Source organism: Bradyrhizobium barranii subsp. apii (assembly GCF_011516635.5).
GTDB lineage: Bacteria > Pseudomonadota > Alphaproteobacteria > Rhizobiales > Xanthobacteraceae > Bradyrhizobium > Bradyrhizobium barranii.
In genome coordinates, this window is the sequence record NZ_CP096255.1 from 3468473 (window position 1) to 3491728 (window position 23256).

Here is a 23256-nt window from a genome sequence, read left to right on the forward strand (position 1 = left end):
CATGTCGTCGGGTGTTGCCGCCGCGGTCCAGCCACAAATCGCCGTCGTTTACCTTGCGAGGCTCGCGGAAGGCGTCGCGCCGGTTCGCAAGTTCATTGATTCCTACAAGCGCCGCCCGGTAGGCGTCACCCATGACCTGGTGATCGTTTGGAAGGGCTTTCCCAATAACGATCCCGCCGGCTCCCCGCAGAAAGCGATTTGCGATCAGGTTGAGCATCGATCGATCGCGATGACCGATAAGGGCTTCGATATTACAGCTTACAAGCTGGCCAGCGAAACACTGTCGCACAACCACGTTTGCTTCTTGAACACTTTTTCCGAGATCGAATCCGACGACTGGCTGCGCAAGCTCTACGATCACGCATCACGGGCCAATATCGGCATCGCCGGCGCAACCGCATCGCTGGAAAGCGTCCGCGACAGCATGAAGAGCATGTCAAGGGCCGTATGGCTTTGTGTCCAGGGCATCCCCTATGATCCGCTGATCGCCGAACAGTGGGGCCACGAGATCGTAAAGCACGCTCCGAACTGGTTGGCGCGGCGGCCGCCGTCGCTCTACTGGCGCGCGCGGCGGTTTGCCCGACGGGCCCTGGCGCTAAAATGGGGTGCATTGAAACCGCCGAGCCGCCAAGAGATGGAAGATCTCTTCGAGACCGTATGGGCGAAGCAAGGCGCTATCTATGCTAAATTGCCTCCATTTCCCAATCATCACATTCGCAGCAACGCCTTCATGATGCGGCGGCCGGTGTTTCTGGATGCGCTCCCGCCGAGGCTTGCTACGAAAGAAGACTGCTTTGAGTTCGAAAGCGGTCATGCGAGCGTGACGAACAGGGTTGTGCGGCAGGGTCTGTGCGCTGTTGTCGTTGGTAATGATGGTAAGGCATACCATTCCTCTGAATGGTCGAGCAGCAAGACTTTCCGATCTGGCGCGCAAGAGAACATCCTCGTATCAGATAACCAAACCCGCGCTTTCGAGGCGATGTCGCCAGAGTCGAAGAAACTGTACGAGCATTGGACGTGGCACGGACCGGCAATTCCGTGATCGAGCCCAAGGCAAGCTGTGATTGAAAGTGCGGATTCCGACGAAGCCGGCCATGCATTCCAATTCGAAGCCGGCCGGGTATTCCGATCTGAAGCCGGCCACCCGTGGCGTCGTTCGCATGGGTCAATTTCATGATGTCGTCGAGGGCTGGGAAGGTCAAGAGACCGGTTGATCTTGAGCGGGTTGCTTCTGCTTCCTGAGGCTCTCTCCTTTGAGTTCGATGCGGTAGGCATTGTGGACGAGGCGATCGAGAATCGCGTCGGCGATGGTGGGGTTGCCGATGATTTCGTACCAGCGATCGACGGGCAGCTGGCTGGTGACGATAATCGAGCGGGCTTCGTATCGATCCTCGACGATTTCGAGCAAATCACGGCGCTGGTCGGCGTCGAGAGGTTCTGGTCCCCAGTCGTCCAGGATCAGCAGATCAAGTCGTGCGATCGCCCGCAGCATCTTGGTATAGCGGCCATCGGCGCGGCCGAGTGCGAGAGCGGCGAAGAGACGCGGCACACGATGGTAGGCAACTGAGAAGTCGTCTCGGCAAGCCTTGTTGCCGAGGGCACAAGCGAGCCAGCTCTTGCCGACGCCGCACGGCCCGGTAACAAGGAGATTATGTCGTGCCCGGATCCAGTCGCCAGCGGCGAGTTTTAGAAAGAGCGTGCGGTCGAGGCCGCGGATAGCGCGGTAATCGACATCCTCGACGCAGGCGGCATGACGCAGCTTGGCGGCTCGAGCTCTGCTTTCGAACCGCTTTTGCTGGCGCAGCGTTTTCTCGTGTTCCAGGAGCAACGCCAGCCATTCGGCGTGTTCGAGGCTGCGCGCTTCGGACTGGGCATCGAGGTCCTTGAAGCCTTTGGCCATACCGTGGAGACCAAGGCTATGCAGCAGGTCGAGGGTGGGATGGGTGAGCATGCTGGATAATCCTTTCAATGGAAGTAACCGGGGCCGCGCAGATTGGGATGTTCGATGATCGCGTCCTCGGTATCGCGAGAACTGCGTTCGAGCTTGTTGGCGATGATGGAGGCGATGCTCTTGTAGGTCAGTGCGCTGACCGCGACCGCGCGGGCCGCGATCAGCTCGGCGCGTTCGGGATCAATATCCTTGAACAGCCGAAGCACGCCGAGACAGGTCCGGAATCCCTGTTCGGGATGAGGCCGATTGGCCAGGATGGCGAGAACGAGCCCCTCGGTGTTGGGCCCGATCGACCGCCCCCAGCGCCGGAATCGATCGGGAGTCCACTCGGCGTAACGCCGATGCGCACTGGGCATGTGATCGGGATCAGTGCCGTGCCGGCGGCCGCCATAACGGCGCTGGTGAGCAGCAACACGCAAACCCCGATGGAACAACTCGATGGTCCGGGTGGTGGCGCGAACGTCGACCTGCTCCCGGATCAGGCCGTGTGGAACTGAGTAGAAGAAGCCGTCGACCTCGACGTGATAATCGAGCGAGACGCGGGCCAGGAGCCATTCCGCGAACTGATAGTCGGCATCCGGCAACGGCGCCAGGACAGGCATCTCGACGGTCTCGAACAATTGTCGGCGGCTGACGCCGATCCGGCGCATGACGTGGGCGTTGATGCGCTCCAGCGCGGCGGCGATTGCCGCATTCGCCTCAGCCAGCGAGAAGAAGGTCTGCCGGCGAAGCCGCCCGAGGATATAGGTCTGGGCAAAACGCACTCCGGCTTCCACTTTTGCCTTATCCCGGGGCTTTCTTGGCCGTGCCGGAAGGATGCCAACGCCGTAATGGGACGCCATCATCCCGTAGCTGCGATTGATTTCGGGGTCGTAGAACGACGCCCGGTGCACGCCGGACTTCAGATTGTCAGGGACGACGAGGCGTGGCACCCCGCCAAAGAACCGGAACATTCGGACATGAGCCTCGATCCAGTCCGGAAGTGTCTGCGTCCAGGTCGCCTCGGCGTAGGTGTAATTCGAGGCGCCAAGCACGGCGACGAAGATCTCCGCGTCGCGCACAACCCCGGTTGCGCGATCAACGATCATGATCTTCTTGCCGGAGTAATCGACAAAGACCTTGTCGCCGGCCGGATGGTCCTGCCGCATCGTCGGAGACAGCCGCCGCTCGAATTCCCGGAATAAATCGCAGAACCGGCTGTAGCCATAACCTTCCGGATGGACCGCCCGGTACTCCTCCCACAGCACCATCAGATTGACGCCAGGCCGCTTCAGCTGTAAGCGTAGCGCCGAGGCCCGTCTGATTGTTTGTGCGGAGTCTTGAGAGCACCGTTAGAAGAGTCATCTTCTGGAAGGGTGCTCACAATGGACGACCATTCTGACGACATAAGACGACCGTTGTCACCGCGTATTGAAGTGTTCGCTGGCGCAGGTCGAAAGCGCTGGCCGGATGATTTGAAGGCGCAGATTGCGGCGGAAAGCCTCGAACCGGGGGCGGTTGTAACAGACGTCGCTCGTCGCCATGGCTGCCGGCCCCAGCAGGTGCATGATTGGCGGCGCCGGGCGCGTTTGGGCCAGTTGGTATTGCCGGCGTCGGCGGACACGCTGTCGTTCGTGCCGGTGGTGTCGGAATTAGCGTTGCCTGCGGCCGCAGAGCCCTCCGGTTCGCCGGAAGCAGCCATTGTTACGGTTGAGTTCCAGGGCGCGCGCGTGGAGGTGCGCGGGGCGCCTGGCCTTGCTGCGTTGAGCGATGTGTTCATTGCGCTGCGACGGACACGTTCATGCTGACGATGCCGGCGAGCCTCATGATCTACGTGGCGACGCAACCTGTGGACTTCAGGAAGGGTGCAGAGGGCTTGGCGCTGCTGGCGAAGGATACGCTGGGCCATGACCCGATGAAGGGCGTGGCGGTGGTGTTCCGTGCGAAGCGCGCCGATCGGGTGAAGATCGTCGTCTGGGATGGCAGCGGCCTTGTGATGTACTGGAAGCGGCTCGATGGCAGCGGCTTCAAATGGCCACCCATCGTGGCCGGTGTGATGCGGATGAATGGGGCCCAGCTGTCAGCACTGCTGGCCGGCATGGATTGGACGCGCATGCACGCGCCTCGGATCCCGCAGCCGAAAGCGCTTGCGTAAAAATGCAAATCATCGCTGCATCGTGACGCGAAGCATGGCAAGCTCGGGCCAATGAGTGATTTGCCTGATGAGCTACCGAGCGATCCAGCCGAGTTGCGTGCCTTTGCCGCGGCTCTGCTGGATCGCTGCGCCCGGCTCGAGCGGTTGCTCAAGCTTGCGAAAGATGCGCAGTTCGGTCGGTCCTCGGAAAAGCTGGACGCTGATCAGCTGCAGCTTGTTCTGGAGGATATCGATCAGGCCGTTGCGGCTCTCGAAGCCGCCGAGAATCGTGCCAATCCCAAAACAGGCGAGAAGAGAGCTGCCGCGCGCAGAGCCAACCGTGGTCAGCTGCCGGAGCATTTGCCGCGCGTCATCGAGACTATGATGCCGGCCGAGAGCTGCTGCCCGTCTTGTAAGGGCAACCTCTTCGAGATTGGTCAGGATGAGAGCCAGAGGCTCGACGTCGTTCCGGCGCAGTATCGCGTCATCATCACCCGCCGTCCCAAGCTGGCCTGCCGCGCCTGTCATGGCGTCGTCCTGCAGCACGCGGCTCCCGAGCGATTGATCAGGGGAGGATTGCCCACCGAGCGGCTGGTCGCGCATGTGATCGATGCCAAGTATCACTGGCATTTGCCGCTTTACCGCCAGGCGCAGATGCTGGCGACGCACGGAATAGCGCTGGATCGTTCCACGCTCGCCTTCTGGGTCGGCTATGCCGCCCAGGAATTGAAGCCCGTGTGGCATCGTCTGCGCCAGCTTCTGCTCGCCTCCTCGAAGCTCTGTGTCGATGAGACCCCGGCGCCGGTGCTGGATCCGGGGCGCGGCAGAACAAAAACCGGCTACTTCTGGGCGCTGTCACGCGATGACAGGCCTTGGGCCGGACCTGATCCGCCTGGGGTAGTCTATGCCTATGCACCGGGCCGCGGCGCCGTTCATGGCTTGCGGCTGCTGGAGGGCTATCGCGGCATCATCCACTGCGACGGCTATCAGGCTTACAAGACCATGACCCGAGAGACGCGTGCGGACGCCCTGTCCGGGACGCTCGCCTTCTGCTGGTCGCATCTGCGGCGCCAGTTTGTGAAGATCGAGCGGGAGGCTGCGCCTGCGCCAGCTCCGGTTGCCCGCGAGGCTCTTGAGCGCATCGCCCAGCTTTACGCGGTCGAGAAGGCCCTCCGCGGCCGATCTGCGGACGAGCGCCGTGCTGGCCGACAAGCGCATACCCGGCCTCTGGTTGCAGCCTTGAAGCAGTGGTTTGAGGCCAAGCTCGATCACCTTGCGCAGAAGAGCGACACGGCGAAGGCTTTGCGCTATGCACTACGTCATTGGGACGGCCTGACGCTCTATCTTGATGATGGGCGCATCGAAATGGACACGAATGCTGTCGAGCGTGCGATGCGACCGATCAAGCTCAACGCCAAGAACTCTCTTTTTGCCGGTTGCGACGAAGGCGCCGGGAATTGGGCATTGCTGGCTTCGCTCATTGAGACCTGTAAGCTCAATGGCTTCAGTGCCGAGCACTGGCTCGCTGACGTTCTCGCCAAGCTCGTCAATGGTTGGCCTGCAGCGCGACTGGACGAACTGCTTCCCTGGGCGTCGACCTATACGATGCATACACGCGATCCGAGGCTGGCGGCATGAGCCTGAACACGACCGCGGTCCGGATCAAGGTGACCCTCAAGGATGTGAAGCCGGAGGTGATGCGTCGCCTTGTCGTACCCGTCACCCTGCGCCTTGATCGGCTGCATCTGACGCTTCAGGAGGCATTCGGCTGGACGAACAGTCACCTCTTCGAGTTCTTTGCTGGTGAGGCACATTGGGGGATTCCCGACCCCGACAATGATTACGGTCACCAGCCCATGGATGCCCGCAAAGCGCGGCTGTGCGATATCGTTCGCGAGACCGGCGCCAAGACGATCCACTATCTCTATGACTTCGGCGACAGCTGGGACCATGTGATCAAGCTCGAAAAATGGTTCGAGAACACCACGACGGAGGGGCTTCCCTTCCTGCTCGAGGCCGCCGGTCGTTGTCCTCCGGAAGACGTCGGCGGTGCGCCAGGCTATGCCGAATACCTCGCCGCCATCAGCGACCCCGCCCATCCCGAGCACGGACACATGCGCCTCTGGGGCCCGGAGCGGTTCGATCCCAACGTCGTCGACCGGAAGGCACTCGAAGCCGCCGTCAACGCGTTGTCCGACACAAGGAAGCCGCGGCGACGCGCCACGCGAACAAAATAGGCGTCAAGCGCCATTCAAAAGGGCCGCAGAGCTACGCTTACCTTCAGCTCACAGGCCAGCGAGGCCCAATCCGGCTCCCGGCGCCGGCGGAAGCCGCGCCTGACGCCGGCATGGGCAAACAGACGTTGTTCAAGAACGGCGTCGGTCAGATCGCCCGCCAAAGGCCACGCCAGCCCGGCAGTCGAGGCACGCTTGAGATTGTCCTGGATCGTGCTGCGCGCCACCCCGAGCGTGCGCCCGATCTCCCGGGCGCTCACCCCATCTGCATATTTCAGTGATCGTGAGCAGCGATTTCGCGCGATCATGAGCGCCGAATTCAGACGATCGTGAGCAGCCTCGCTCCGGCCGAGGCGGTGATAGGGTCAGCGTTCTGGCTGCTCGTCAAGGGTGATGGTTTTGGCGTTGCGTTTTCGCATGCTTTCGCCAGCAAGCTGGAGGCGGTGAGCGTTGTGGACGAGGCGATCCAGAATCGCGTCGCCTAGCGTGGGATCTCCGATAACTTCGTGCCATGTGTCCACAGGGAGTTGGCTGGTTACGATGGTGGAGGAGCGGCCATGGCGATCGTCAAGGATTTCCAGTAGATCGCGCCGCTCGGCAGCGGTGAGCACCGACAATCCCCAATCATCCAAAATCAGAACCTGGGCGCGGCCAAGGGTTTTGAGCAAGCGGGCATAACGTCCATCGCCCCGCGCGAGCCCCAACGCTTCGAACAATCTTGGGACGCGGTGATAGAGGACCGAGCGATTATCTCGGCAGGCCTTGTGGCCGAGGGCACAGGCTAACCAACTTTTGCCCAATCCGGTCGCCCCGGTTATGAGCAAATTCTCGTGGCGATCGATCCAGTCGCCGCTGGCGAGCTTGGCGAAGACGGCCCGGTCGATACCCCGCGGCGTGCGCAAATCGACGTCCTCCACGCAGGCATTCTGGCGGAGCGAGGCCAGCTTGAGGCGCGTGGTGAGCCGCCTGGTGTCGCGTTCCGCCGCTTCCCGGTCGACCAGCAGGCCGATGCGATCTTCGAACGGCAAGGCTTCGAGATCAGGCGATCGTCGCTGCTCCTCGAAGGCCTTGGCCATGCCGCTCAAGCCGAGCTCGATCAGGCGTTCGTGGGTGGGATGGTTGAGCATACAGGTCTCCTTGGCTTCAGTGAAAATAATCGCGGCCGCGGATGTTGCCGTGGCGCAGGGGTTGGTGTTCGGAGGGCTCGTCGAGAAAGGTACGATCCAGACCGTTCTGGAGGATGGAGCGGATCGAGGCGACGGATCGCGCCTTGATCAGAATGCCGCGCCGGCAGGCCGCTTCGACGCGCTCCGCGCTGTAGCTTTTGACCAGTGACAGAATGCCGAGGCAGGTGCGAAAGCCTTGCTCGGGATGCGGCCGGGCCGCGATCACGGCCTGGAAGAAGGCGGCGGTCGACGGACCGATCCGCTCGCCGGCGACGATCACTCCGGCGGGCGTCCATTGACCGTAGCGCCGATGGGCGCTGGGCATATGGTCGGCGATGGTGGTGTGGCCCCGCCGGTTGGGCGCGCGGGCGTGGCTGGCGATCCTGCGGCCGTTGTGGAAGATCTCGACCGTTCTGTCATCGATGCGTGCGTCGACAAGCTCACGGATGAGCCGATACGGCGCGGAATACCAGTGTCCATCGATCTCGATATGATAGTCGGGGCCGATCCGGCATCGCTTCCAGCGTGCGAAAGCGTAAGCCTGGTCCGGCAGCTTTGTAAGCTTGGGCTTGTCGAGCTCGGCGAACAGTTCGGCGCGACTGGCGCCAAAGTCGCGCATCTGCCTTGCATTGAGTTCGACGACGAGTGTTTTGATGGCTGCGTTCAGCTCCGCCAACGAAAAGAAGCGTTGGTTGCGCAGCCGCGCCAGAATCCATCGCTGGGCGACTTGCACCGCAACTTCGACCTTTGCCTTATCTTTTGGGCGCCGCGGCCGGGCTGCGAGAATGGCCGTGCCGTAATGGCTCGCCATCTCGGCATAGGTTCGGTTGAGGCCGGGATCGTGGCGGTCGGGATTGGTGACGGCGGCCTTGAGATTGTCGCAGACTACGAATGTCGGCACGCCGCCGAGGAAGGCGAAAAGATTGATGTGGACCCGGATCCAGTCGGCGAGCCCCTCGCTTGGACAGGCCTCGGCATAGGTATAGTTGGAGGCGCCCATCGCCGCGACGAACAGCTTCATCGACTGCACTTCCCCGTTTGAGGGATCGATGACGTCGATGGTGTCGCCGGCGAAATCCACGAAAACCTTCTCGCCGCCCAGATGCGTCTGCCGCATCGAAGGCCGGGCTCGCCCCTTCCAGGCCTCGTACGTCGTGCAGAACCAGGTGTAGCCGAAGCCATCGGGATGGGTGGCGCGATACTCGTCCCACAGCAGCCGACGGGTCACGTTGCGTCGGCGCAGCTCCTTGTCGACATAGCCCCAGTCGGGAACGGCCCGCTGGGGGCTCTGCGACGCAGGCCTCGGCGCCGGGAAAAGCAGCAGCTCCAGGTCCTCGTCGCTCATTCCGGCCGGCAACGGCCAGTTCAGCCCGGCAGCCCCGGCTCGGCGTAGATAGCTGTGCACGGCGCCGTTGCTGATGCCCAAGGTGCGCGCGATGGCTCGCTCCGGCAAGCCTTGAACATGTTTTAAGCGGAGAACCTCTTTGATCCGGCGCATCGACAATCTCTGGGTGGGCATCGGCCTTCCTCGTTCACTGACGAGGCAGTTCCTAAGCCGGTTGAGTTGTCGGCCGAAGCGGGCTGAGTTGCTGAAAAGCTGCTCACGATCCCGCGAAATCCGTGCTCACGATCGTCTGAAATCTCTGCTCACGATCCCCTGAAATCCGTGCTCACGATCCCGCGAAACATGCACACCATCACGGGCAAGCCGCAGCATCTGTCGTATCTGTCGCATGGTCAGTTCTCTCTTGGCCGGCATCCGCTTCCCCTCGTGGATCAACGAGGGACTTGATGCCTGAAGGACTGACCCAAACGAAAACGCCGACTTCCAAAACCCGGCCGGCTTCAAATCGGAATGCCGGCCGGTTTCATTTCGGAATCGTGGCCGGCTTCAAATCGGAACGATGGCCGGCTTCAAGTCGGAATACCCGGCCGGAATAAATCGGAATCCGCAATTGAAAGCGTGCTTTTTAAAGAATCGAGACTATAAGGACCCGATGAACGAAGGAAAATGGCAGAGCCTCGGTGGGATGCCGCTCTCGATGATATGGGGTGGCGCCGGCGCCTGGGTCACGCCGTCGCGATTCCTGTAGGCGTATTTCGGGCGGCGCGTCCGATCATCCGGAACTTCGCCGGCATCACGTCCAGACGCGCCGACACGTCCTCGCCGATCAGAACCTTCTTCAGTCGTTCGTGAAGAACTGGCGGCGGCGCCCGGCTCAAGCGGTGTTTCGAGCCGGGACGGTCTCGAAGAAGGCTCGGATGATGACACGCAAGAGCTCTGCGAGCCATCGCAGCAGCAGACCGAAGTTATAGCCGGCGGCGGCGAGAACAGTGTTGATGCGGTCGCCGAGGCGTCCCTTGAGATAATTTCTGTCCATGCGGTGCTCGGCCTTGACGTGGCCGATGACAGGCTCGACAGCCGCACGACGCTTCATCTCGCGACGGATGGAAGCTGTGACGCGGCGGACCTGACCCGAGATCCAGACCCTGAACCGATGCGGGTGGTTGTGACCGCGATATCCTTTGTCGACGTGGATACGGCGAGTCTCCACCCCGGTGAGCTTCTCCATGTCGGCGATTACGGGACCGAGCGTGTGCCCATCGAAGGGATTGCCATGCAGGGCCTTGGCATGGAGCACGAACTGGCCGCCCTTCGGAGACGTCACAGGGGTGGCGATGCTGACCTTGCAGCCGAACTCGTAGGGCGCGCGGGCTTTACCTTTGCCGATGCACTCAACCTCCGGAGCATGTAACGCATAGACCTTCGGACCGCGCTGATGCTGATCCTGGCTGCGCACCTGCTGCGCTAAACCGAGCAACGGGCCGAAGCGAGCTTCCAGCACCGTATCGCCATCAATCTTGCGGCGGATGTCGCGGATGATCCGGCCAAGCCGTGTCCGCAGGAACTTGAGCTGCCGCCGGGCGCGTTTGAACTGGTGGGCGTGGGTATAGCGGCCGGTCATGATGGCGGCGCGCTTGGCCAGGCGCAGATAGCTCTGGCGTAGCGGCACACGGTTGCGCTTGGCGAGCCCGACCAGCTTGGTGATTGCTCGATGCAGCAGCCGCGCGTCGGTCGGATGTGCAACCGCCTTGGGCTGCACTGTGGTATCGACGACCACCCGTTCCAGGTCCTTGGGACCGATGGCGCCGGTCTTGTGCGCCACTGAAAGACTTTCCTGGATCAGGGCGACGAGCTGTTCCTCGCCGAGCCGCTGCCGCCAGCGTGTCATCGACGATCGATCGAACGGCAGACGGTGGCAGAAGCTCAATTCGCCGCAGAAGTATTGGTAATAGGGGTTCTCGATCCAGCGAGCGCACAGCACCTCATCTGACAGGTTGTGCATGTGCTTCAAAATGAACAGGCCGGCGACTAGCCGCGTCGGCAAGCCCGGCTGGCCCGACCCTGCTTGGCACACTGAACTGAAGCGCTCATTCAGGATGTTCCAGTCGATCAGCGCTGCCAACCGCACCAGCGGATGACCCATGTCGATGATCTGATCAAGCGCCGGAAGCAACAGGTCTTTCTGGCGATCATCCCTCGGCTTGCTCATCGCATTCCCCAATGTCGACGACGCCGTCAGGGAATCACGAATCGCCCAAAAGCAAAATCCTAAAACGCAAGAAAGCGAGGTCCAACACCCCGCTTTCCTGCAAAATCGAATACTACATCAAGACAAATTCTGCTTATTTCTCAGATCAATCCGCATTCTTCACGGACGACTCTTCAACCCCTCGCACCCAGCGGGGATCTCAGCTCGATGACAATCTCAACCCGCTCCAGATTAGCCGCGAAGCCTTTCCGGGGACGCGGCGCACGTTTCGGCTTGTCCTGAACCGTGCTTTCGAGTGCGGCTTTGATCGCCGCCATGCCAGTCTCGATTTCGTCGAACACGAAGCCATGCTGCTCCTCGCTCAACGTCTCGCCGCGCAGGCGCTCCGAGCGAGTGCCGTAGCGCGACCGCTCCAGCATCCTCACGATCGCCGTCAGCGCCGCGATCCGCTCGCCGGCCGTCGTGTTCGCCACTTCGAGATGGCGGTTGCGCACCTCCAGCAGTGCTACAGTGACCTGGTCCGGCTCCAATCCATTGGCACGCGGAGGTCTAAGCGGTTAGTAGAGCGCAACTTCAGCGAAACATATGGCGCTGATTAAATTTCTCCCACTTCGTCGGGCTGTGAGACTCTTGCTGCTTGAACAAGTTAATAAGATGCTCATCAGGGTTGCCCTCAACAAGACAGGCAGCATTCATGCCGGCGAATATGTCTGGCGGACTAAAATAGCGATACTTCGCTAAGTTCTTTTTTATGAAAGGCATCCCGAGATATTTTGCGAACACGAGTGCGCCCAAACCGACCTGGTTTCCATCGTACACTGTTCGACAGATTTCCTCTACTGCCTGTTGCTTCCTGATGCCTCTCATAAAATTGTACTTGTCGTGTTCGTTCGCTAGCCATCCGACAATGCGGTTTTTACGAGTTTCCCGCGTGCTTGAGGGGAGAAGATCTGATGCGGCGATCAACTCCGGCGCATCCACCGACAACAGATGATCACGCAGGTCTCCGACGCGGAACAGAGCCCTTGGATGAAAGCCGGCCATAGAGATAGCACTCGTCAGTGCAACCTCGCCATTTAGGACGGTATACCGCCTTTCATTCATTGGAACATAGCTAGACCAGAAGTTTTTGAATGCTGCGGATGTGAGGACGTCCTCATTGAACGAGTAGCAATAGGACTGTATGTGGTAACGAATTTCGTGAGACTCTGTCGCCCCAATAAAAGGATGACCGTCTTTAGAGAGCCGCGAAATGTATTTGGAGAGATTTTCGCCTTCAAAAAAATGCACGCTGTCATTGAGAACTATCAGTCTCTTTGGCGAGAGCGTGAGTGCGAACTCAACTCCTGTCTTGTAGGCCCCGAAATCGTAGCCATGGTTGTTCCGCCGGATAAAAGTGTGGCACTCATTGGGTAGCTTTTCCTCTATGTCCCGTGGCGTCGCATTCACCGCGAAAATCACGTTAATCTTCTGACGATTCAGCTCTTCTACGAGCGCGACAATGTCCGGCGGAAACGTCTCTGGTTGATATACGGCAAGTACGCAGTACACGGAATTTGAATGCCTCGCATTGCCTTGGCGGAACTGAATCGCATTTATGGATGGATTGAGCATTTGGTTCGCCCGGTGGAGCGCCCTGTTTTTTCTCTCGATCAGAGAGACCAACCGCATCTCGGCTTTAGGAGAAAAATACGATTCCCACACGGCACCCTCATGGCCACTCAACGGAGCATCGCTTTGAATTTTTGCCGTTCTTCCTTTGCTAAAGTCAGCAACTGGTAATCGGTTGGCGCGGAGCGTGGGCCAAGAACAGTTGGATTTATCTCCATCTCGCAATATTGCTGGGTGCGAAGGCAGTGGGTCGATGCGGCCCATTTGACGTCAACGATATGGTCTCCGATCCCGTGGGTGACGTTGACTGAGAATAGCCAGAGCAATGCAGCCATCAGCGTAAAATGGCGCAAATTCGCGGACCTGAGAACGGAGATGATGGTCCAGATGACAAGAACGAGAGGAATATAGAAGTACCGGCCGTAGTTCTGGTACTGGTTCACATGATCTAGGGGCGGGGCCGTGAAGCAGCTCACCGCGAGCAAGGTCAGGCCGAAGGCAAGAAAGTAAATTGTAGGCCGGGCCGCGACTTTTTTATTCTGCCAGAGAAACCAGATGCCGGCGAGTGCAACTGCTATTGAGATGGACGTAGCCGCTCTTGTCGAAATGTCTTCGTACCCGGTGATCCACCTAAAGAAGATGGAGGTGAAATAGTCGGTCTTCTCCGAAAGAGTCCCCGCCGCTGCAGTGCCAGACGCGCGCTTGACGACGTGCGAAATCTGCACGAGGCCGGCTAGCGCCGTTATGACCGCGAGCGCCTTTGAATACAGCGTTCTCTCTGTAAAGACTTTGAAAGCCACGAGTGGCGCGGCAATGATCGTAAAAGGAGATGACAGGCCCACAAGCGCGAAGGTCGAGGCTAGGGCGATACCGTGATCTCTCGTTGGGTTGCGCTCGTAAAGCGCTAGAGCAACAGCGGGGCCCATCACCCACTGCATGTAACACATACCGTAGAACACCTCTGATCCTACGGGAGATGCGACCAAGGCGAGCACGGCGGCCGTTTTGCCCCAACCTTGGAAGGCCGTCGAAACGAACGCCAGAGCTGCGGTCCAGATGATCGATATCATAAAGAAGGAAGCATATAGGCGCGGGATTATTTCAAGTGAGGCGAACCCGCTGATGAACGCCACGATACGGCAGCAGAGCTGCACGAAGCCATTGTATGGTAAGAGGAGCGCTCTATAGCCAAACAGACGATCCTCAACGAGGTAAATGTTGAAATCCTCAGCCCAAAGCTCGGGCGAGAGCACCAATCTGTCGTTGCGAATAAAGATAAAAACCAGAAGCGCTGTCGTAGCCAACGCTACCTGCGCAACCCTCAACAAGTTGATGCGGTTGAAATCAAAAGTTCCCGGTCTCGCGACCAGCACGTCCAATCCGACCAAAGCCCTGATCCCTTAACCCACGACCATAGAGCAAAGTTGCGTATCACTAGTGTGCAACCCGCACAACCCCGGAAGAATGATGACCGACTTTGAACGGCCTGACCGCGGCGAACGCGTCGGCATTCTCAAATCCTTAAGATCACTGGAGAAATTGGCGTAGTCTGGCGGTTTTGCTCGCGCGCTCGAAATCTTGCGGGCGCAAGTCAATGTCGGTTCTAAATTTTGCTCCGGTCGAAGCACCGAGGTTCAAGAATGAGGGAATGAGCAATCCAGTCCGGCGCCCCCTGTAGGCCTGAAGAAATATGGTCCCGATCCAGAAGAGGAGCTTGGACCGGTAGACTCCCCTAGGGCAGCTCATCAAGAGGACATCGTAACTTTCGGCTTGGATTGGCCCGCACGGACACCGAGGCGGCCGAGATGTGGAAGGTCGCGGACCTACCCAACCAAGCCTGCGGCCACGGGTCGTCTCTTGCGTCCCCAAACTGGATCTTCATCGCCAGAGAAAGCGTGACGACGGCTGCATCGTTAGGCATAAAAAATGCTGGAGTATGGGGGCTGCGCGACTTAGGCGTGAATGCCGTCATAGCGCTTGTATTTCAATGAGGCAACGTTCCCACGCAGTTGATGAATTGACGAGAGACCGCCGGCTCTAAGCCATCCTGGCAACAATTCCCGAGGCCAGATACAAAGTTATTGGGGCCAATCGGCGACATCAGAACTAAGCCAGCCACTTTACACTTTTCGACAGATCAGGTAACGAATGCGTATACCAAAATTGCGTGACGCGGGTTCGGCACGACTTTGAATGACGATCAGCGGTTGCCGCGCATTACCATTGTCTGTCCTGTTTATAACGAGGAAAAGGTCGTTCCGCTGTTCTTGGAGCGGGCGCTGCCGGTGATAGAGCTGCTTTCCGCGCGTTACCGCGCGGAGTTGCTGTTCCTCAATAACGCCTCTACGGACGGAACCTATGCCGAAATCAGTAAGCTGCGCGCGCAATATGATTTCGTCTATGTGATCACGCTAAGCGCCAATGTCGGCTATCAGCGCTCGCTGGAATGTGGACTGCGTAATGCGCAAGGCGACGTCATCGTCTTCATCGACGTCGATTGCGAAGACCCGCCCGAGATGCTGCTGGATTTCGTCAGCTACTACGAGAAGGGCTTCGATATCGTTTATGGTGCGCGCGTGGATCGCGAGGAAGCGCGGCCAGTCAAGATGCTGCGCAAGTTGTTCTACCATATCGTCCGATTGCTGGCGGACGAGGACATCATCCTGTACATGGCCGAGTTCTCGCTGCTTACTTCCGAAGTGCGCGATGCCATTGTAAACGACCACAACTCCTTCCCGTTCATCCGTGCGTCGATCTCGCGGGTCGGCTTCAGGCGGATCGGCCTGCCTTACAAGCGGCAGCGCCGCATCGCTGGGAAGACAAATTACAATCTCGTTGGAATGACGATCTTTGCCATCGCCGGCATCCTGTCGTCGACCACTCTGCCCTTGCGCCTGCCGATCTACGCGCTGCCTTTGTGGCTGCTGCTCACGGCTGTATTGGGAGCCGCGTACATATTGGCCGAAAGCCCGTGGCTGTTGCTGCTGAACCTTCTGTGCGGCTGCACGTATTTCGGATTTACGGCGGCGTTCACAGCGCTCTACGTGGCCCGCTCCTACAAGAATGGCCTTGGGCGACCAAACTATGTGGTGAACCGCCGCTACACGCACGCCCAGCGTTCCATCGTGGCGTCGTGAGCGAAACCGGCGCCCAGATTTCCTTGATTTTCGTCAAGCCTGTCGGTATGGGGTTCTGAGCATTTTCCTGATAAAAGCGGGGGCTTTTCTGGTCCATGCGTCCGGGCGCGCGTCGCTCTCGAGCTGCCGAGCCGAAACGGCAATTCCGTTCTCGAATTGAGTGAGAGACAAGATGAAAGCGATCATTCTCGCCGGTGGTTTGGGCACCCGTATCAGCGAAGAGTCGCACCTTAAGCCGAAACCGATGATTGAAATCGGCGGGAAGCCGATTCTTTGGCACATCATGAAAATGTACTCGCATCACGGGATCAATGATTTCGTGGTTTGTCTTGGCTACAAAGGCTACGTCATCAAAGAGTACTTCTCCAATTACTTCCTGCACATGTCCAATGTCACGTTTAGCATGCGTGAGAATAGCATGGAGATCCATGAGAAGTTCGCCGAGCCCTGGCGCGTGACGCTGGTTGATACCGGCGAACTCACCATGACCGGCGGTCGCCTGAGGCGGGTCGCGGCGTATATCGGCAATGAATCGTTTTGCTTCACCTATGGCGATGGTGTCGCGGACCTTGATATTTCGGCTCTCATCGCCAAGCATCGCGACGCTGGACGGCTGGCGACCGTGACCGCGATCCAGCCCCCCGGTCGCTACGGCGCACTGCACATTGAGAAGGAAGCGGTCCACCATTTCCAGGAAAAGCCGGCGGGCGACGGCGCCTGGATCAATGGCGGGTTTTTCGTGCTCGAGCCCGGCGTGCTGTCCTATCTCGACGGCGACGAGACGGTATGGGAACAGCAGCCATTGCAGCGGCTGGCTGCCGAGGGCCAATTATCAGCCTATCGCCACAGCGGTTTCTGGCAGGCGATGGACACGCTTCGTGACAAGAATCATCTCGAGGAATTGTGGTCGTCAGGGAAGGCCCCCTGGAAGAGTTGGTGATGATGTTCGGCGATATTTACAAGGGCCGACATGTGCTAGTGACCGGACACACCGGCTTCAAGGGAAGCTGGCTGGCCCTATGGCTCAAGGCGCTGGGCGCGAAGGTGACGGGAATAGCGCTTCCGCCGGAGACCGATCCCCACCATTTCGGCCTGCTGAATCTAGACATCGAGTCCCACTTCATTGATATTCGCGACGAAAAATTGCTGCGCGATCGGATCCGCAAGGCAGATCCGGATGTTGTGTTCCACATGGCCGCCCAACCACTGGTGCGGCGTTCCTATCGCAGTCCACTAGAGACTTGGGCCGTCAACGTGATGGGCACGGCCAATGTGCTCGACGCATGCCGCGAGGCGGAGCGCCTTGCTGCGATTGTCGTCGTGACCACCGACAAGTGCTACGAAAACAAAGAGTGGGTCTGGGGCTATCGCGAGACCGATCGTCTAGGAGGGCACGATCCCTACAGTGCGTCCAAGGCCGGGTGCGAACTGGTTGCAGCCAGCTACCGGAAATCATTCTTTAACTCGCCGGACGCGCCACTGCTGGCCACGGCGCGCGCCGGTAATGTGATTGGCGGCGGCGACTGGTCCGAAGATCGTCTGATTCCGGATCTGGTGCGCTCGATCCGGCACGGCAGGCCGGTGGAGATCAGATCGCCGACGGCGACGCGACCCTGGCAGCATGTTCTCGAATGCCTCTCGGGTTATCTCATGCTCGGACAGAAATTGATCGAACGCGATTCCACCTTTGCCGAGGCCTGGAATTTCGGGCCCGATCGGGAAGGCAACCGCCAGGTTCGGCAGGTCCTCGACGCGATCAAGCTGCAATGGCCGGCTGCGGAATGGTGCGACGCTAGTCAAGTCCGGGCCCACGAAGCGCATCTGCTTCAGGTCGATAGCGACAAGGCTCGTCAGCGGATGCGCTGGCAGCCGGTATGGACTTTCGACGAAGGTGTAACAGCCACCGCCGAGTGGTATCAGGCCTGGCTCGAACGAAGCGACGTCATCAGCGGTGAGCAGCTCGATCGCTATGTCGCGCGCGCCAGTGCCCGGGAGCTGGCGTGGGCCGAGGGTTCGGCTTCATGAAGCTCGAGCAGACCGGCATAGAGGGTGTCTGGGTTGCGGAGAGCGTGACCCACCAAGACTCGCGTGGGGCATTTTCCCGGCTCTTCTGCTCGCGCGAGCAACAGGACATCATCGGATCACGATCGATCGTTCAGATCAATCATTCGATCACTCGTCGCGTCGGCGCGCTCCGGGGACTGCACTATCAAAACGCGCCACATGCGGAAATGAAGATCGTCCGCTGTCTCCGCGGTCGCGTGTTCGACGTGGCCGTCGATTTGCGCAAGGGATCGGCGACGTTCCGGAAATGGACGTCGCTGGAACTCTCGCAGGACAATCGCCGCGCCTTGGTCATCCCCGAAGGATGTGCGCATGGCTTCCAGGTGCTAGAGCCGGATTCCGAACTGCTCTATCTGCATACCGCGTTCTACGCCTCCAAAGCAGAAGGCGCCGTCCGTTTTGACGATCCGATCATTGGCGTGGATTGGCCACTGGCGCCGACCGACCTGTCCGACAGGGACCTCCATCATCCGCTTCTCGACAGGAATTTCGAAGGTATCGTTGTATGAAATGCCGTCATTGCCATCATGAGCTCGAACACGTCTTTCTTGATCTCGGTCACGCGCCCCCATCGAACGCCTATCTGACGGCCAGCCAGCTGCGCGCGCCGGAGACGACGTTTCCGCTGCGGCTCTATGTTTGCGACAAATGTTGGTTGGTCCAGACCGAGGACTATGCGGCGGCCGACGAATTGTTTTCGCGCGATTATGCGTATTTTTCTTCGACCTCCCGCAGCTGGCTACAGCACGCGGAGCGTTATGTGGAGAAGATCACTCAAATCCTGAAGCTGAACCGCGACAGTTTCGTGATCGAGGTCGCTTCCAATGACGGGTACCTGCTGAAGAACTTCGTTGCGGCGGACATCCCATGCCTAGGGGTTGAGCCGACCAGCAGTACCGCCGACGCTGCAGAAAAAATCGGCGTGCCGGTGCTGCGCAAGTTCTTCGGAGAGGCGACCGCGACGGAGCTGGCGGAAGGGGGCGGGCGCGCCGACCTGATCTGCGGTAATAACGTCTACGCGCACGTGCCTGACATCAATGACTTCACGGACGGCCTTCGGATCGCGCTGAAGCAGGGGGGCACCATCAACCTCGAGTTCCCGCATCTGATGAACCTGATCAAGCTCAATCAATTCGATACGGTCTATCATGAGCATTTTTCTTATCTCTCGCTGACCGCCGTCGTCCGCATATTTGCAAGGTCAGGACTGCGCATTTTCGACCTGGAGGAACTGCCGACGCACGGCGGAAGCCTGCGCATTTACGGATGCCACGAAAGTGATCCGCGAAAAAACCAGCCTGTTGTGATGGATATGCTGGAAAAAGAGAAGGCCTATGGCTTGCGTGACCTGTCCATCTACAAGGGATTTCAGCGCAAGGCGGACAAGGTCAAGGATGACTTCCTTGAATTCCTGATTACCCAAAAGCGCGCAGGCAAATCGGTGGCTGCGTATGGTGCCGCGGCGAAGGGCAATACGCTGATGAACTATGCTGGGGTCAAACATGATCTCGTGAGTTTCGTGTGCGATGCCGCGGTCTCCAAGCAAGGGAGCTACATGCCGGGAAATCACCTCGCGATTCTGCCGCCGTCCGAGCTTGCGAAGGTCAAGCCCGATTGGGTGGTCATCTTCCCCTGGAACATCGCCGAAGAGGTGGTGCAGCAGCAGCAGCAGCAGCAGCTTTTGGCATCGGGAAGCAAATTCGTCATAGCCGTTCCGGAACTCAAGGTTGTTCCGTGAAGGTCCTGGTGACAGGCGCGACGGGGTTTGTCGGGCGGCACGTTGTTAGCACGCTGCTTGGCCGAGGTCATTCTGTTGTCGCTGTCGCCCGCAACGGTGAGAAGGCCCGATCGCTGCCGTGGTTCACGCAGCTCGAATTTATCTCCTGCGACCTTCACCAGGACTTCCGGCCGGCGCTTTCGGGTGGATCTCACCCGGATGCGCTGATCCATCTGGCTTGGCCCGGTCTGCCGAACTATCGCGACTTCTTTCACCTCGGCCGCAATCTTCCTGCTGACCTGTCGTTTCTGGAAGCAGCCGTGGATGCGGGTGTCTCGCAAATCATGGTGGCGGGGACCTGCCTTGAATATGGCATGGAGTATGGGCCGCTGACCGAACAAGGCGCTACGGCGCCGATCACGGCCTATGGTCTTGCCAAGGACGCCTTGCGGAAATCCCTGGAGTTCTTGCAGCAGCAAAAGCCGTTCACTCTGCAGTGGATGCGGCTGTTCTATATGTATGGCGAGGGGCAAAACCCAAAGAGTCTGTTGGCGCAGCTCGATCGCGCAATTGACGAAGACGCTCCATTTTTCAACATGTCGGCGGGCGATCAGCTGCGCGACTATCTGCCAATCAACGATGTTGCCGCGAATTTCGCATTGGCTCTTGAGAATCCACTAGCCTGCAATGGGGTCATCAACTGCTGCAGCGGCGCGCCGATATCAGTATTGGATCTTGTGTCGCAACGCCGACGCTCACGATCAAGTGGGATTGAACTCCGCCGCGGTCACTTCCCTTATCCCGACTACGAGCCGATGGCCTTCTGGGGCGTGCCCTCCAAGCTCAACGCGCTGAAGCTGTCGTCGCAGTGACTATCGTGGGCGGTCAGGTCTCGTCCAAGCCATCCGCCGCTCCGGGGGCGGACTCAGATTTCGTCAATTTCGACGGCCGCATCCGTGCCCGAGGGCAACTGCAGCAGCCCGATCGGTATCGCTATTGGCGAACCGACTTGACAGAAACACCGCGCATTTCGCGAGGCTCCGGGCTTTCTTACGCGGCAGCAAGCTTCCTGCAGGATGGTTTATCGGTCTCGCACCGATCGTTCGATCGCGTCACGGATTTCGATTCCGCTCGCCATGTCGTTGAGGTCGAGACGGGCATCTCGCTGTTCGCGCTGCACCGCTTCTTGTCTTCGCGCGGGCTTTATCTGCCCATCCAGCCGGGGCATGGCCGAATTTCGGTAGGAGGATGTATCGCCGCCGATGTTCATGGCAAGAACCAAAGTCGCGATGGTACGTTTATCAACCAGGTCGAGTCGATTGAGTTATTGCATCCGTCTCACGGGATATTAGAGCTGTCGCCACAGAAAAATCCGGACCTGTTTCGATTGACCTGTGGCGGTTACGGTCTGACCGGACACATCATCCGCGCACGGCTGCGCGCCTCACCAGCGCCGACGGCCTGGGTCCAGATGCGCGGCGTGCCGTTCGCCGATGCCGCAGAAGGATTCGAGCGCCTACGGCTCGCCACCGGCGGCACCGATTTCGCCTATACGTGGCACGACATGGCATCATCGAGGCCCGGGTTCGGAAGCGGCTATCTATTTCAGGGCAGGTTCGTCGACGAAGGCGCATCGACGGCGTCGGATGCGGAACCGCCAGTGCTATCCTCCGAGAGCCGCGGCCGCTGGCCGGTTTCCCTGATGAACGCGATCTCATCGCGTGCCCTCAATCTGGAGTTTCGGCGCCGACAAAAAAGAACGCTGCGGGGACAGGTCGTCTCCTTGCAGGATGCGCTGTTTCCGGCTCACAAGACGCAGTTGTACTTTCAGCTGTTCGGCGCCGCAGGTTTTCGCGAGTATCAGGCGATTCTGCCTGACGCGACGATTGAGGACTATGTCGAAACGGTCCGCGCCTATGTCCGTGCCCAGCCTCTGCCGATCACACTGTCATCCGCAAAGGCATTTGCCGGGAGGCGGGAGTTGCTGCGATTCACCGGGGCAGGCATTTGTCTCGCCTTCGATGTGCCGGCTGGTGCAGCCGCTGATCGGTTCATGGCTTTTCTCGACGAACGGGTGATGGCCCTTGGCGGCCTGCCCAACATCATTAAGGATTCGCGCTTGCCCCGCGCTGTGGTCGACTTCTGCTATGGCGAAGCGGATCGTTTCCGGGACGCGCTCCACGCCTTCGATTCGAAACGCCTGTTTCGTTCCGATCTGTCCGAAAGGCTCGGCCTTTGAGAGCGCTGGTGATTGGAGCATCGGCGGGCGTGGGACGCGCGCTATGCGAAGCACTTGCGGCGCGTGGTACGGCGCTGCTTCTGGCGGCACGCGATGCACAGGACCTTGATGCGCTCGCCGCCCATCTTCGATTGGTCCACGGCGTCGAGGTGCGAAGGGTCGCCACCGATGCCAGTGTCCCCTCGGTCTGTGTGGAGCAGATCGCAGCGGCCGCTTCGCAGTTCGGCCAGATCGATGGGCTTTATTTTCCGATTGGGGCATCGCAGCCGGATGACCTTGGGCTGTTGAACGCGCAGGACACGCTTCGGATAGTGAATTCCAACCTCACCGTCGTGATGGCAGTCACGGCGCACTTACTGCCGCAGCTTCTGCAACAAAAGCGAGCGCGCATTGTCGGTTTCGGTTCGATCGCCGCCGTTCGCGGCAGGAGAGCCAACGTGGTATATTCCGCTGCAAAACGGGGATTGGAGAGCTACTTTGAAAGTCTGCGCCATCTCACCGTGGGCAGCAGCGTGCTGGTTCAGTTCTTTCGACTTGGCTACGTCGAAACCCAGCAGTCGTTTGGCAAGCGTCTGCTCTTCCCCATCGTATCGCCTGCGCGAGTTGCAGATTATGTAATGGCGAACGCTGACAACGATATCGGAGCGCGTTTTTTTCCGAGGTTTTGGGCGGGAATTGCCCTCGCGATTTCCTGGCTACCCTGGCTAATTTTCAAAAAACTGAATTTCTAACGTAACGCGTTGAACCGATCTGTTCTTATGGTTGCGAGAGTGTCAAGCGACGTCCGGACTTAACCCCGTGGCGATATGAGGAAGTGCCCCCTTGTTGTTTGTGAATTAAATTAAAGCAAGCCGCTCGCGAAGCGCGCCCTCCATAGCGCCGTAGCGAGCGGGCGGCTTGCTTCACAGCTGCTTCTCCGATGGTGAGGCGGGCTTCTGCAGGAGCCCGCTGCGACGCTTCTCCTTCGAGAGGTGGCTGTCGCCGCGTATTGTGATCACGTGGCTGTGGTGCAGCAGACCATTAAGGATCGCGGTGGCGACTACGGGATCGCTGAAGACCCAGCCAACTTGAAAGCCACCCGCTGCACAGAACGATCGTCCCACCAAAGCAGCTTTGGTCTTCATACGGAGCTCGACGATTTTGCGCTCTGCGCGCCTTCCATGGTGTTCACCTACTTCTTCTTTCCGCATGCCGCGATCAATCGCCATGCGGTGTTCAGGGAGACACCGCCCGCTGGCAGTTGATTTCGCGTAGCAGAGACGCTCTGCGAGATCGGGCCGTGTTAAGCCCGCTCTCGAAGAACAGTACGATATCACGAGCTTGCAACTAGACCTCCGCATTGGGGGCGTGATGGTCAAAGCCGTGGCAGCGAGGCGCACCTCGATTTCGCATGCTGCCTCTGGGTCAACTCGCCAAATGTGAGCGTTTCGGCGCTGAAAGGTCCATTCGATGTGTTTCGGCGTGGGACGC

The 23256-nt window shown here is 59.4% G+C and carries 23 protein-coding genes and 1 pseudogene; 13 read left to right on the plus strand and 11 right to left on the minus strand.

What is annotated here, in order from left to right:
- Window position 1 precedes the first annotated feature (1 nt).
- A complete protein-coding gene (locus HAP41_RS16505) occupies window positions 2-1042 on the plus strand; it encodes a formyl transferase (protein WP_166099707.1) in 1041 nt (346 codons plus the stop codon).
- A 156-nt stretch (window positions 1043-1198) separates the two neighbouring features.
- Here HAP41_RS16505 and istB (HAP41_RS16510) read toward each other — a convergent pair whose 3' ends face one another.
- A complete protein-coding gene (gene istB, locus HAP41_RS16510) occupies window positions 1199-1951 on the minus strand; it encodes an IS21-like element helper ATPase IstB (protein WP_166057122.1) in 753 nt (250 codons plus the stop codon).
- 14 nt (window positions 1952-1965) lie between these two features.
- The gene (istA, locus tag HAP41_RS16515) at window positions 1966-3201 is read right to left on the minus strand and encodes an IS21 family transposase (RefSeq protein ID WP_248577210.1); all 1236 of its coding nucleotides are present in this window, start codon (window positions 3199-3201) and stop codon (window positions 1966-1968) included.
- 114 nt (window positions 3202-3315) lie between these two features.
- On the opposite strand from istA (HAP41_RS16515), the gene tnpA reads away from it, so the two are divergent.
- Genes tnpA through HAP41_RS16535 form a run of 4 tightly spaced genes read left to right on the plus strand, consistent with a single transcriptional unit; the run spans window position 3316 to window position 6301 of the window.
- Window positions 3316-3738 carry an IS66-like element accessory protein TnpA gene (gene tnpA, locus HAP41_RS16520; protein WP_166055731.1) on the plus strand — a complete coding sequence of 141 codons (423 nt, stop codon included), beginning with the start codon at window positions 3316-3318 and terminating at the stop codon, window positions 3736-3738.
- Entirely contained in the window at window positions 3732-4085 is a 354-nt protein-coding gene (gene tnpB / locus HAP41_RS16525; RefSeq protein ID WP_166065968.1) for an IS66 family insertion sequence element accessory protein TnpB, read from the plus strand. Before tnpA ends, tnpB begins: the two co-directional genes overlap by 7 nt.
- 51 nt (window positions 4086-4136) lie before the next feature.
- Entirely contained in the window at window positions 4137-5702 is a 1566-nt protein-coding gene (gene tnpC / locus HAP41_RS16530; RefSeq protein WP_166086948.1) for an IS66 family transposase, read from the plus strand.
- Complete coding sequence (locus HAP41_RS16535; protein WP_166055583.1) at window positions 5699-6301, plus strand: plasmid pRiA4b ORF-3 family protein; 603 nt, start codon at window positions 5699-5701, stop codon at window positions 6299-6301. The genes tnpC and HAP41_RS16535 overlap by 4 nt, the downstream gene beginning before the upstream one ends.
- A gap of 14 nt (window positions 6302-6315) precedes the next feature.
- Here the strand turns inward: HAP41_RS16535 and HAP41_RS16540 are convergent, their stop codons facing one another.
- From HAP41_RS16540 to HAP41_RS16575, 8 genes and pseudogenes are all read right to left on the minus strand, one after another.
- Window positions 6316-6558 carry a helix-turn-helix domain-containing protein gene (locus HAP41_RS16540; protein ID WP_206706226.1) on the minus strand — a complete coding sequence of 81 codons (243 nt, stop codon included), beginning with the start codon at window positions 6556-6558 and terminating at the stop codon, window positions 6316-6318.
- A gap of 105 nt (window positions 6559-6663) precedes the next feature.
- The gene (gene istB / locus HAP41_RS16545; RefSeq protein WP_166063422.1) at window positions 6664-7425 is read right to left on the minus strand and encodes an IS21-like element helper ATPase IstB; all 762 of its coding nucleotides are present in this window, start codon (window positions 7423-7425) and stop codon (window positions 6664-6666) included.
- 16 nt (window positions 7426-7441) lie between these two features.
- Window positions 7442-8983, minus strand: coding sequence for an IS21 family transposase (istA, locus tag HAP41_RS16550; protein ID WP_166065845.1), 1542 nt, complete (start codon window positions 8981-8983; stop codon window positions 7442-7444).
- A gap of 507 nt (window positions 8984-9490) precedes the next feature.
- Window positions 9491-9645 (minus strand): annotated as a pseudogene (locus HAP41_RS16555) (IS66 family transposase zinc-finger binding domain-containing protein); the annotation flags it as partial.
- 38 nt (window positions 9646-9683) lie between these two features.
- Window positions 9684-11018: an IS5 family transposase gene (locus HAP41_RS16560; RefSeq protein ID WP_085398139.1), complete on the minus strand. Its 1335-nt coding sequence runs from the start codon at window positions 11016-11018 to the stop codon at window positions 9684-9686.
- Window positions 11019-11191: 173 nt separating this feature from the next.
- Window positions 11192-11548, minus strand: coding sequence for an IS66 family transposase (locus HAP41_RS16565; RefSeq protein ID WP_166099699.1), 357 nt, complete (start codon window positions 11546-11548; stop codon window positions 11192-11194).
- A gap of 43 nt (window positions 11549-11591) precedes the next feature.
- Window positions 11592-12743, minus strand: coding sequence for a rhamnan synthesis F family protein (locus HAP41_RS16570; RefSeq protein ID WP_166099692.1), 1152 nt, complete (start codon window positions 12741-12743; stop codon window positions 11592-11594).
- Complete coding sequence (locus HAP41_RS16575) at window positions 12740-14008, minus strand: hypothetical protein (protein WP_166099689.1); 1269 nt, start codon at window positions 14006-14008, stop codon at window positions 12740-12742. Before HAP41_RS16575 ends, HAP41_RS16570 begins: the two co-directional genes overlap by 4 nt.
- A gap of 828 nt (window positions 14009-14836) precedes the next feature.
- On the opposite strand from HAP41_RS16575, the gene HAP41_RS16580 reads away from it, so the two are divergent.
- The 8 genes from HAP41_RS16580 to HAP41_RS16615 all read left to right on the plus strand — a co-directional run bounded on the left by HAP41_RS16580 (window position 14837) and on the right by HAP41_RS16615 (window position 22517).
- The gene (locus HAP41_RS16580; protein WP_224580817.1) at window positions 14837-15766 is read left to right on the plus strand and encodes a glycosyltransferase family 2 protein; all 930 of its coding nucleotides are present in this window, start codon (window positions 14837-14839) and stop codon (window positions 15764-15766) included.
- Between the two features lie 172 nt (window positions 15767-15938).
- Window positions 15939-16706: a glucose-1-phosphate cytidylyltransferase gene (rfbF, locus tag HAP41_RS16585; RefSeq protein WP_166099679.1), complete on the plus strand. Its 768-nt coding sequence runs from the start codon at window positions 15939-15941 to the stop codon at window positions 16704-16706.
- Entirely contained in the window at window positions 16706-17791 is a 1086-nt protein-coding gene (gene rfbG / locus HAP41_RS16590; RefSeq protein WP_175618114.1) for a CDP-glucose 4,6-dehydratase, read from the plus strand. The genes rfbF and rfbG overlap by 1 nt, the downstream gene beginning before the upstream one ends.
- Window positions 17788-18339 (plus strand): dTDP-4-dehydrorhamnose 3,5-epimerase, encoded by a 552-nt coding sequence (gene rfbC, locus HAP41_RS16595; RefSeq protein WP_166099672.1) that lies wholly within the window; start codon window positions 17788-17790, stop codon window positions 18337-18339. Before rfbG ends, rfbC begins: the two co-directional genes overlap by 4 nt.
- The gene (locus tag HAP41_RS16600) at window positions 18336-19568 is read left to right on the plus strand and encodes a class I SAM-dependent methyltransferase (RefSeq protein ID WP_166099669.1); all 1233 of its coding nucleotides are present in this window, start codon (window positions 18336-18338) and stop codon (window positions 19566-19568) included. The genes rfbC and HAP41_RS16600 overlap by 4 nt, the downstream gene beginning before the upstream one ends.
- An 8-nt stretch (window positions 19569-19576) precedes the next feature.
- On the plus strand, window positions 19577-20419 hold the full coding sequence (locus tag HAP41_RS16605; RefSeq protein WP_248577211.1) for an NAD-dependent epimerase/dehydratase family protein: 843 nt from the start codon (window positions 19577-19579) through the stop codon (window positions 20417-20419).
- A gap of 137 nt (window positions 20420-20556) precedes the next feature.
- Window positions 20557-21786: an FAD-binding oxidoreductase gene (locus tag HAP41_RS16610; protein WP_224580815.1), complete on the plus strand. Its 1230-nt coding sequence runs from the start codon at window positions 20557-20559 to the stop codon at window positions 21784-21786.
- An 8-nt stretch (window positions 21787-21794) separates the two neighbouring features.
- On the plus strand, window positions 21795-22517 hold the full coding sequence (locus HAP41_RS16615; protein ID WP_224580814.1) for an SDR family NAD(P)-dependent oxidoreductase: 723 nt from the start codon (window positions 21795-21797) through the stop codon (window positions 22515-22517).
- A 171-nt stretch (window positions 22518-22688) separates the two neighbouring features.
- On the opposite strand, the gene HAP41_RS16620 is transcribed toward HAP41_RS16615, so the two are convergent.
- Window positions 22689-22994, minus strand: a complete 306-nt coding sequence (locus HAP41_RS16620; protein WP_224580813.1) for an ATP-binding protein — start codon at window positions 22992-22994, stop codon at window positions 22689-22691.
- Between the last annotated feature and the right edge of the window lie 262 nt (window positions 22995-23256).

Coding starts and splice junctions, on each gene's coding strand:
- HAP41_RS16620 (WP_224580813.1), bottom strand. CDS start 22,994: ATGGCGATTGATCGCGGCATGCGGAAAGAAGAAGTAGGTGAACACCAT.
- HAP41_RS16560 (WP_085398139.1), bottom strand. CDS start 11,018: ATGAGCAAGCCGAGGGATGATCGCCAGAAAGACCTGTTGCTTCCGGCG.
- HAP41_RS16505 (WP_166099707.1), top strand. CDS start 2: ATGTCGTCGGGTGTTGCCGCCGCGGTCCAGCCACAAATCGCCGTCGTT.
- HAP41_RS16535 (WP_166055583.1), top strand. CDS start 5,699: ATGAGCCTGAACACGACCGCGGTCCGGATCAAGGTGACCCTCAAGGAT.
- istB (WP_166057122.1), bottom strand. CDS start 1,951: ATGCTCACCCATCCCACCCTCGACCTGCTGCATAGCCTTGGTCTCCAC.
- tnpB (WP_166065968.1), top strand. CDS start 3,732: ATGCTGACGATGCCGGCGAGCCTCATGATCTACGTGGCGACGCAACCT.
- rfbG (WP_175618114.1), top strand. CDS start 16,706: ATGATGTTCGGCGATATTTACAAGGGCCGACATGTGCTAGTGACCGGA.
- istB (WP_166063422.1), bottom strand. CDS start 7,425: ATGCTCAACCATCCCACCCACGAACGCCTGATCGAGCTCGGCTTGAGC.
- tnpA (WP_166055731.1), top strand. CDS start 3,316: ATGGACGACCATTCTGACGACATAAGACGACCGTTGTCACCGCGTATT.
- tnpC (WP_166086948.1), top strand. CDS start 4,137: ATGAGTGATTTGCCTGATGAGCTACCGAGCGATCCAGCCGAGTTGCGT.
- rfbC (WP_166099672.1), top strand. CDS start 17,788: ATGAAGCTCGAGCAGACCGGCATAGAGGGTGTCTGGGTTGCGGAGAGC.
- istA (WP_248577210.1), bottom strand. CDS start 3,201: ATGGTGCTGTGGGAGGAGTACCGGGCGGTCCATCCGGAAGGTTATGGC.
- rfbF (WP_166099679.1), top strand. CDS start 15,939: ATGAAAGCGATCATTCTCGCCGGTGGTTTGGGCACCCGTATCAGCGAA.
- istA (WP_166065845.1), bottom strand. CDS start 8,983: ATGCCCACCCAGAGATTGTCGATGCGCCGGATCAAAGAGGTTCTCCGC.
- HAP41_RS16600 (WP_166099669.1), top strand. CDS start 18,336: ATGAAATGCCGTCATTGCCATCATGAGCTCGAACACGTCTTTCTTGAT.